Annotated in this window: 11 protein-coding genes; 10 read left to right on the top strand and 1 reads right to left on the bottom strand. The window is 64.1% G+C overall.

The features are described from left to right. Positions 1 to 923, top strand: a 923-nt coding sequence (locus B4C31_RS04065) for an aldo/keto reductase (protein WP_291531434.1), incomplete at its 5' end; no start/stop codon positions are given. A 179-nt stretch (positions 924 to 1,102) separates the two neighbouring features. Here the strand turns inward: B4C31_RS04065 and B4C31_RS04060 are convergent. Then, complete coding sequence (locus B4C31_RS04060) at positions 1,103 to 1,405, bottom strand: DUF3039 domain-containing protein (RefSeq protein WP_414631839.1); 303 nt, start codon at positions 1,403 to 1,405, stop codon at positions 1,103 to 1,105. 148 nt (positions 1,406 to 1,553) lie between these two features. On the opposite strand from B4C31_RS04060, the gene coaD reads away from it, so the two are divergent. The 9 genes from coaD to B4C31_RS04015 all read left to right on the top strand — a co-directional run bounded on the left by coaD (position 1,554) and on the right by B4C31_RS04015 (position 8,351). Beyond that, entirely contained in the window at positions 1,554 to 2,048 is a 495-nt protein-coding gene (gene coaD / locus B4C31_RS04055; protein WP_291531433.1) for a pantetheine-phosphate adenylyltransferase, read from the top strand. Next, positions 2,045 to 2,716 carry a cell division protein gene (locus B4C31_RS04050; protein ID WP_414631838.1) on the top strand — a complete coding sequence of 224 codons (672 nt, stop codon included), beginning with the start codon at positions 2,045 to 2,047 and terminating at the stop codon, positions 2,714 to 2,716. Before coaD ends, B4C31_RS04050 begins: the two co-directional genes overlap by 4 nt. A 4-nt stretch (positions 2,717 to 2,720) precedes the next feature. Beyond that, a complete protein-coding gene (locus tag B4C31_RS04045; RefSeq protein WP_291531431.1) occupies positions 2,721 to 3,323 on the top strand; it encodes a YceD family protein in 603 nt (200 codons plus the stop codon). A gap of 86 nt (positions 3,324 to 3,409) precedes the next feature. Next, positions 3,410 to 3,604, top strand: coding sequence for a 50S ribosomal protein L32 (rpmF, locus tag B4C31_RS04040; protein WP_282942302.1), 195 nt, complete (start codon positions 3,410 to 3,412; stop codon positions 3,602 to 3,604). A gap of 203 nt (positions 3,605 to 3,807) precedes the next feature. Next, entirely contained in the window at positions 3,808 to 4,596 is a 789-nt protein-coding gene (gene rnc, locus B4C31_RS04035) for a ribonuclease III (RefSeq protein ID WP_291531430.1), read from the top strand. 162 nt (positions 4,597 to 4,758) lie between these two features. Next, positions 4,759 to 6,705 (top strand): acetolactate synthase large subunit, encoded by a 1,947-nt coding sequence (locus tag B4C31_RS04030; protein WP_291531429.1) that lies wholly within the window; start codon positions 4,759 to 4,761, stop codon positions 6,703 to 6,705. Positions 6,706 to 6,734: 29 nt separating this feature from the next. After that, positions 6,735 to 7,289, top strand: a complete 555-nt coding sequence (ilvN, locus tag B4C31_RS04025) for an acetolactate synthase small subunit (RefSeq protein WP_204463744.1) — start codon at positions 6,735 to 6,737, stop codon at positions 7,287 to 7,289. 373 nt (positions 7,290 to 7,662) lie between these two features. Further along, complete coding sequence (locus B4C31_RS04020) at positions 7,663 to 7,926, top strand: FitA-like ribbon-helix-helix domain-containing protein (RefSeq protein ID WP_291531428.1); 264 nt, start codon at positions 7,663 to 7,665, stop codon at positions 7,924 to 7,926. Then, positions 7,926 to 8,351 (top strand): type II toxin-antitoxin system VapC family toxin, encoded by a 426-nt coding sequence (locus B4C31_RS04015; protein WP_291531427.1) that lies wholly within the window; start codon positions 7,926 to 7,928, stop codon positions 8,349 to 8,351. The genes B4C31_RS04020 and B4C31_RS04015 overlap by 1 nt, the downstream gene beginning before the upstream one ends. Positions 8,352 to 8,395 lie beyond the last annotated feature (44 nt).

Genomic DNA, 8,395 nt, shown 5'->3' with positions numbered 1-8,395 from the left:
CGGCCGTCTCTCTGGGACTGTGGCACAATTTCGGGGATACAGGCGATTACGAAAACATGAAACAGATGTGTTTTACCGCGTTCGACCACGGGATCACGCATTTTGACCTGGCCAACAACTACGGGCCGGAACCCGGTTCCGCCGAGCGCAACGTGGGTCAGCTGCTGCGCACGGATTTCGCCGCGCATCGCGACGAGCTGATCATCAGCACCAAGGCCGGCTATGAGATGTGGCCCGGCCCGTACGGCGACCTCGGCAGCCGCAAGTATCTGATCGCCTCGCTGGACCAGAGCCTGAAGCGGCTTGGACTGGACTATGTGGACATCTTCTACCATCACCGCATGGATCCGGAGACGCCGCTTGAGGAGACGATGGGGGCGCTCGCCCAGATCGTGGCCAGCGGCAAGGCGCTGTACGTGGGACTGTCGAACTACGACGGGCCGACGCTGGAGAAGGCCGCTGCCATCCTCGACGAGCTGCAGGTGCCGTTCATCATCAACCAGAACCGATACAACATCTTCGACCGCACCGTGGAGCGCAACGGGCTCAAGGAGACCTCGCAGCGCCTGGGTCTGGGGCTGATCACCTTCTCCCCGCTCGACCAGGGCCTGCTGACCGACCGCTATCTCGACGGCGTCATCCCCTCCGACAGCCGCATCGCCACCGACGGCCGCTTCCTGCATGCCGACGCGCTGACCGAGGACAAACTCAAGCAGATCCACGACCTGAACAACATCGCGGCCATGCGCGGCCAGACGCTGGCCGAGATGGCGCTGGCCTGGCTGCTGCACGACGACGCGGTGACCTCGGTACTGGTCGGCGCCTCCAAGCCGGAGCAGCTCCTCGCCAACCTCAAGGCACTGGAGAATACCGAGTTCACCGACCGCGAACTCAGCGTCATCAAGTTCATCTCACTGGCCTGATTCGAGCAAGCCCGAGTCCGAGCACACTACCGCCATCGGTACCGTGTCCGATGGCCTGGGACTCGTTTCAAACCGGTGACAGGCGGAGTACAGATGACTCCATCCGTACTCCGCCTGTCACCGGCTCTTTTTACGACATGGTTCCGCGCACGGCGATCAATGAACGAGCACGCCGCCCGTCACCAGTTGCGCATCTCGTCGTAGATGCGCTTGCAGTCCGGGCACACCGGATACTGCGACGGGTCGTGCTTGGGCACCCACACCTTGCCGCACAGGGCCACCACCGGCCGTCCGGTCAGTTTCGATTCCTGGATGCGGTCCTTGGACACGTAATGCGCGAACCGATCGGCATCGCCGTCATCGGTCATGTCGGACTGTTCGCGGGTTTCCGGCCGTTCCAGCACCGCGGTGCCGGTCCCCTCGTCCGGGCTCGACAGCGGGGAAACCGGGTCGGCGTCGTTCCACATCGCATCAGTCATCATCGGGACTCCCTACACCTCTAATATCACTGCCTGCAGTCGCCCACCATCATAAAACCGGATACGGCAAACGGCAACGTCCGCCGGCACATGGCCGCGACACCGCGGCGCATTGGACGCACGCCGGCCGGGCACGCGGTACTCTTAAGGCATGACTATCGCAGTATGTCCGGGATCCTACGATCCCGTTACCGCAGGGCACCTGGACGTGATCGAACGTTGCGCCCGGTTCTTTGACGAGGTGCATGTGGTGGTGGCGGTGAATTCGGCGAAGCGGCCGATGTTCTCCCCCGACACCCGCGTGGACGTAATCCGCCGCGCCCTGGACAAGGATGGATTCGGCGACGTCAAGGTGGCGTCGACCGATGGGTTGATCACCGATTATTGCAAGCAGGTGGGGGCCACCGTCATCGTCAAGGGGCTGCGCCAGAACGGCGACTACGAGGCCGAGCTCGGCATGGCGCTCGTCAACCGCAAACTCTCCGGGGTCGAGACGTTGTTCCTGCCCGCGGATCCCGTGCTGGAGCACATCTCCAGCTCCATTGTCAAGGACGTTGCCCGGCACGGCGGTGACGTAACCGGCATGGTGCCGGATTGCGTGGCCCCGATGCTCGTGGAGGCACTGCAACGAGAAAAGAGTCGATGATGGCCGACGAAACACAGAACATGAATGACGTGACCGACGAGCACGAAGTCGCGCCGCAGGTCAAACCGTTGTTCCCGCTGCCCGACCTGCGCCAGGATGCGACCGATGATGAGGAGGCGCGCAGCCGCGAGGAATTCACCACGGTCTATGATGTCATCGATCAGATGGAGCAGTCGCTTGACCAGGCCAAGGGCGCCCTGTTCATGCCGGGATTCATCAAGGTGGATCGTGACGAATTCGCCGATCATCTGGCCACGTTGAAGAAGATGCTACCGGTTCAGCTCGAACGGGCGTCCGCGCTGATGCGCGAGGCCGAACGGCGTCTGGAGAACGCCCAGACGCAGGCCAACGCCATTGTGGCCTCGGCGCAGAGCCGGGCCGCCGACACGATCCGCGAAGCCGAGGAGCAGGCGCAGTTCCTGGCCGGACAAGAGAACGTGACCGCGCTGGCCAAGCAGAAGGCACGCGAGATCATGGATCAGGCCCAGGCCAAAGCCGACCATCTCACCAGCGGCGCCGACCAGTACTGCACCACGGTCATGGAAAGCCTGCAGCAGCAGCTCGCCAAACTCGACCATGACGTCAAGGCCGGGTTGAACGTGCTGTATGATCGCCAGCACACCGCGGCGCAGAACATGAACCGTTCCCAAACCACTACGGAGGAGTGAGTCGATGCCCCGTCCCGAAGATTCCCAGTGGGCCGTATCCGTGGCGCAGGTCGCGTCCAGGCCCGGCCAAAGCAAGCCGATCGATACCGTGTTCCCCGCCCCCGGCGGCATCGGCGATGACATCGTCGGGGTCACGGAGGGCGCCGACGTGCGCGTGGTCGGTTCGTTCGACTCGATTGTGGACGGACTGGTATTCACCGGACGGATCGAAGCCCCGCTGACCGCCGAGTGCACCCGCTGCCTGAAGCCGATCGACCCCGACTGGACCGTGAACGCGACCGCCTTCTTCCCGTATGACGCGCCCGGAGCCGACGATGGACGGGGCAACGGGGAGGTCGAGATCATCGCCGGCGAGGACGAGGCCGAGGACGTCTACCCGCTGAGCTCGGACGGCGCGTTCGCCGACATGGAAGCGCTGCTGCGCGACACGCTGGTGGAGGCGCTGCCGCTGCAGCCGCTGTGCAAGGAGGATTGCCTCGGGCTGTGCCCGCAGTGCGGCGCGGATCTCAACGAGGATCCCGACCATCACCATGATGTCACCGATATCCGGTTCGCCGCGCTCGAGCAGCTCAAAGCCCAGCTGGAGGCCGAAGAGCATCAGGGGTGAGCGCGCCGACGTGACTTTGTACCGCGGTTGCGCTAGGATACTGAACGCTTAAGCTCAATTGTTCGAACGAAACAGAGGATACAACAATGGCACTGCCTAAGTACAAGACCTCGCGCGCCAACACGCATTCGCGTCGCGCGAACTGGAAGGCGTCCGCCGCGCAGACCGTGACCTGCGCGAACTGCGGCGCCCCGACCCTGCCTCACATGGCCTGCCCGAGCTGCGGTTCCTTCCGCGGCCGCACCTACCGCAGCGCCATCCAGCCGGCCCACACCAAGTGAGTCGCTGATTGCATAGGCATTCTAAGAACCCTGCCGTCGACGGATGGCAGGGTTCTTTGTTTACCTCTCCTCCGCGTCACGGCCCACGCCATCGGGTCCGCCGAGGCGTCGGACTACAATGGGACGGCGAATCATACGGACCGGCCACGCAGGGCGGGGCGCCAGCGCAGCCGGTCAACACAACCATGAGGGGAAGCGGTGATATGAGTCATCATCACGGCACACGATCGGGCGAATTCGCCACGCCGCAGCACACCGACACCGCATCGGCGCCATTGCCGGTGCCGTCCGGAGCGTTGTTGGAGGCGCTTGGCACCACCATCACCCCGGATCTGCTGGTGGAGGCGCTGACCCACCGCTCGTTCGCGCACGAGCACCCGGGCACGCCGAACTACGAACGGCTGGAGTTCCTGGGGGATGCGGTGCTTGAGCTGGTCGTCACCGAAACCCTGTTCGCGGCGCACCCGGATATGACCGAAGGTCAGCTCGCCAAGATGCGGGCCAAGGCCGTTTCCGAGGAATCCCTGTCGGCCATAGCCCGGAACAAGCTGCATGCGGGCCCGTACATCCTGCTTGGCCGCGGCGAATCCGACGACGGCGGCGCCGACAAGAGCTCGATCCTGTGCGACATTGTGGAGGCGCTGATCGGGGCCACGTTCGTGGAGCATGGCATCGAGACGGCGCGCGAGGTTGTGCACCGTCTGATCGACGACACGCTGCGCGAGGTGGCCACCGAAGGCCCCGCGCTGGATTGGAAGACCTCGCTGGTGGTCAAGGCGCACGAGTTGGGGTTGGAGGAACCGCGGTACCGCATGGAGGTGTCCGGCCCGGAGTATGCGCAGGTGTTCACGGCCCGGGCCATACTCGGCGACGCGGGCACGGTGATCGGCACCGGCACCGGTTCCAGCAAGCGCAAGGCGCAGCTGGCCGCGGCCGAAGCCGCGTGGCATGCGCTGGACGCCGGCGATACGCCAGTATGTGGGCGCGGCTAGCACTCCGCGATATTTTGCTACTACGATGGTGACAGTATGCGCCGTTGCCATGCCGCCATCAGCGGCAGTCGGCCCCGGCGCGACGTCGCGCCCCGCGGCGCCCACCGATGCGCCCCGTGGACCGCGAACCTACCCGAGCACACGACGATTGAGAGAGGAATCATGGTACTACCGACACCTCTGCAGGCGTTCAGCAGCGTGCCCAAGGCCGCTGCCGGCACCGACAAACAGACCATTGCAGACGGCGAGAAGATGACCGGCGCCGAAGCGCTGGTCCGTTCTCTGGAGGATCTGGGGGTCCAGGATGTGTTCGGCATCCCGGGCGGCGCGATTCTGCCCGTCTACCACGCGATCAAGGACGATTCGAAGTTCCGTTTCCTGCTGATGCGCCATGAGCAGGCCGCCGGACATGCCGCCGAGGGATACGCCGTGGCCACCGGCCGTGTGGGCGTGTGCATCGTGACCTCCGGCCCGGGCGCGACCAATATGCTGACCCCGATCGCCGACGCGAATATGGATTCCGTGCCGATGGTGGTCATCACCGGCCAGGTCGGCACCGACGCCATCGGCACCGATGCCTTCCAGGAGGCCGACATCGTAGGCGCCACCTACCCGGTGGTCAAGCATTCGTATCTGGTGACCGACGCGCAGGACATCCCGCGCGTGCTCACCGAGGCCTACTACATCGCCAACTCCGGCCGTCCCGGCCCGGTGCTCGTCGACCTGACGAAGACCGCGCAGGTCGGTGAGATGCACTACTCGTGGCCGCAGCGCATGATCCTGCCCGGCTACAACCCCACCATGAAGGCGCATGGCCGCGTCCTGACCGACGCCGCCCGCCTGTTCGAGCGCTCGTACCGCCCGGTGCTGTATGTCGGCGGCGGCGCGGTGCGTTCCGACGCCCGCAAGCAGGTCGAAAAGCTCGCCGAAGTCACCGGCGCACCGGTCGTGACGACGCTGCCCGCCCGCGGCATCATCCCCGATTCACATCCGCAGAATCTCGGCATGCCGGGCATGCACGGCACCATCGCCGCCACCGGCGCCATCCAGCGTTCCGACCTACTCGTCGCCATCGGCGCTCGCTTCGACGACCGCGTGACCGGCAAACTCGACGCGTTCGCGCCGACCGCGCGCGTCATCCACATCGATATCGACCCGGCGGAGATCGGCAAGAACCGCGTGGCCGACGTGCCGATTGTCGGCGATGTGGCCACGGTGCTGGACGACCTGATCCCGCAGATCGAGAAGCTGCAGGCCGAGCAAGGCAAGCCGGATTTGAAGCCGTGGTGGGCCGCGATCGACCGTTGGCGCAACAAGTACCCGATGACGTACGCCGAGCCGACCGACGGCACGCTCGCACCGCAGTGGGTGGTGCAGCAGCTCGGCAAGTACGCCGACCCGTCCACCATCTGGGTCACCGACGTCGGCCAGCACCAGATGTGGGCCTCGCAGTTCCTGAACTTCGAGAACGCGCACTCGTGGCTGTCCTCCTCCGGTCTGGGCACGATGGGCTTCGGTCTGCCCGCCGCCATCGGCGCCTCGGTCGGCGCGCAGCGCTTCTTCGACGGGACGAAGCCGGTGTGGCTGATCGACGGCGACGGCAGCTTCCAGATGACCAGCGAGGAGATGACCTCCGCGTTCCTGGAGCACGCGCCAGTCAAGATCGCGATCCTGAACAATTCCGTGCTCGGTATGGTACGCCAGTGGCAGACGCTGTTCTACGACCACCACTACTCGGCCACGAACCTGCACGACGGCGACGGCAAGGCCGAGAACTATCCGAACGGCGAACAGCCGGCGGACGGGTTCTTCGACGTGCCGGACTTCGTCAAACTGGCGGAGGCCTACGGCTGCGTCGGCATGCGCGCGTTCACCAAGGAGCAGGCCGTCGAGTGCATCCGCAAGGCGAACGAGATCAACGACCGTCCGGTGCTCATCGATTTCCGCGTGTGGAAGGACGCGATGGTGTGGCCGATGGTCGCCGCCGGCGAATCCAACAACAACGTGGTCTACATGCCCGGCGTCCAGCCGCTCAAGGGGCACAACGCGGATGCGGACCCCGACGAGGACGCGGACGGCGCGGATGGCGCCGCGAACGCCGAAAACTGACGGAATTCCAGGCAAGAGGAGCGATAATCATGGCTTTGTATCCCGCATCACGGCCCACATCGCAGCGCCACACGCTGTCGGTGCTCGTCGAGAACCGCCCGGGCGTGCTGTCCCGCATCGCCGGCCTGTTCGCACGTCGCGCGTTCAACATCAACTCGCTGTCCGTCTCCCCCACCGAGCGTCCGGACATCTCGCGCATCACGGTGACCGCGGACGTAGAGGAGGTGCCGCTCGAGCAGATCATCAAGCAGCTGAACAAGCTGCTCCACGTGCTGAAGATCGTGGATCTGGACGATGAGAACACCGTGAACCGCGAGCTGGTGCTCGTCAAGGTGGCGGCCGACGCCAAGACCCGGTCCGATGTGCTGGAGATCGTGCAGACCTTCCGAGTGCGCGTGGTCGACATGCATCCCGAATCGCTGGTCATCGAGGCCACCGGTTCGAGCGACAAACTCGACTCGCTGCTCGCGCTGCTCAGCGACTACGGCATCATCGAGATCGTGCGCTCGGGTTCCGTGGCACTGACCCGCGGCCCGAAGGCGCTGAGCGAGAAGGTGATCGGCTCCGAGATCAAGGGCCGTTGAGCCTCCGGGAACCGTGCACCGTGCGTTGCGGCGACGCAACATCGGTATCCATTGCAGGGGTGGCACACAAGTGCCGCCCCTTTCTTGTTCTCTTCTTCCGGGGGGTGTCAGGCGCACCATGACGACGGGAACCCGTTCCGTTAGAACTCTCCCGGTTTAGCGTATGATTCGTCCTGACCGGCCGACCCATCGTGCATGGTTGCGCACTATGTGTTTGGTTGCGGATTCGCAACCAAACACATATGAGGTTACACAAGGGGTATCGTGCACCCTCTCTCCCCTTACTTCCTAGAACGAAGACCCGCACAGTCTGACAGCGGAAGATATGCTAGCATTGTGCTATCAATGCATCATCAATCAAAGGGGGCACATCATGGCAACGCTTACCATCCGCAAGCTTGACGACAAGGTCGTCGAGGATTTCAAGCGCATCGCCAAGAAGAACAACCGCTCGGCGGAGGCCCAGGCACGCTCGCTGATCGAGGACTTCACCGCAAGCGTGCTGGCACATGACATCATGACCAACTCTGACTTGGTGCAGGAGATGTGGGACTTGCTCGGAGACGAATCCCTTCAGGCCGACGAAGAGCTCGCTCCCCCGCGCACCGACGACGCCCGCCCGATTGAATTGGGGTGATGACGATGATCATCCTCGATACCAACGTCATCAGCGAGATCCTCAAGAAGGATCACGCCGACCGCCGTGTCATCGACTGGTTCATCCGTGTTCCGATGAATGAGGTCTACACGACATCCGTCACCACGGCCGAATTGCTGACGGGCATAGCCCTGCTGCCTGAAGGAGCACGGAAACGGCGGCTTGGCGACTCCATGCAGCGGTTCATCAGCCTTTATCTTCCTCGTACCTTGCCGTTTGATGCCGCCGCGGCGCCATATTACGCCGCCGTCTACGCCCAACGCCGCGCCGCAGGACGACCCGTCACTATTCAGGATGCGATGATCGCCGCCATCGCTCTGGCGGGTGACGCCACGCTGGTCACCCGCAACATCAAGGATTTCGAGTACACCGGCGTCAAGCTGTTCAATCCGTGGGAACAGTAACGTTGCGCGGCACCCACCGCAAACCACATCATCAAGGCCGGTTC

The sequence above is a fragment of the Bifidobacterium sp. UBA4282 genome, from assembly GCF_002394995.1.
GTDB classification, from domain to species: domain Bacteria; phylum Actinomycetota; class Actinomycetes; order Actinomycetales; family Bifidobacteriaceae; genus Bifidobacterium; species Bifidobacterium pullorum_B.
Note: the sequence above shows the minus strand (reverse complement) of the source record. Positions and strands in the feature narration are given on the sequence as shown.

Coding starts and splice junctions, on each gene's coding strand:
- ilvN (WP_204463744.1), top strand. CDS start 6,735: ATGGCTTTGTATCCCGCATCACGGCCCACATCGCAGCGCCACACGCTG.
- B4C31_RS04030 (WP_291531429.1), top strand. CDS start 4,759: ATGGTACTACCGACACCTCTGCAGGCGTTCAGCAGCGTGCCCAAGGCC.
- B4C31_RS04050 (WP_414631838.1), top strand. CDS start 2,045: ATGATGGCCGACGAAACACAGAACATGAATGACGTGACCGACGAGCAC.
- B4C31_RS04020 (WP_291531428.1), top strand. CDS start 7,663: ATGGCAACGCTTACCATCCGCAAGCTTGACGACAAGGTCGTCGAGGAT.
- rnc (WP_291531430.1), top strand. CDS start 3,808: ATGAGTCATCATCACGGCACACGATCGGGCGAATTCGCCACGCCGCAG.
- rpmF (WP_282942302.1), top strand. CDS start 3,410: ATGGCACTGCCTAAGTACAAGACCTCGCGCGCCAACACGCATTCGCGT.
- B4C31_RS04060 (WP_414631839.1), bottom strand. CDS start 1,405: ATGATGACTGATGCGATGTGGAACGACGCCGACCCGGTTTCCCCGCTG.
- B4C31_RS04045 (WP_291531431.1), top strand. CDS start 2,721: ATGCCCCGTCCCGAAGATTCCCAGTGGGCCGTATCCGTGGCGCAGGTC.
- coaD (WP_291531433.1), top strand. CDS start 1,554: ATGACTATCGCAGTATGTCCGGGATCCTACGATCCCGTTACCGCAGGG.
- B4C31_RS04015 (WP_291531427.1), top strand. CDS start 7,926: ATGACGATGATCATCCTCGATACCAACGTCATCAGCGAGATCCTCAAG.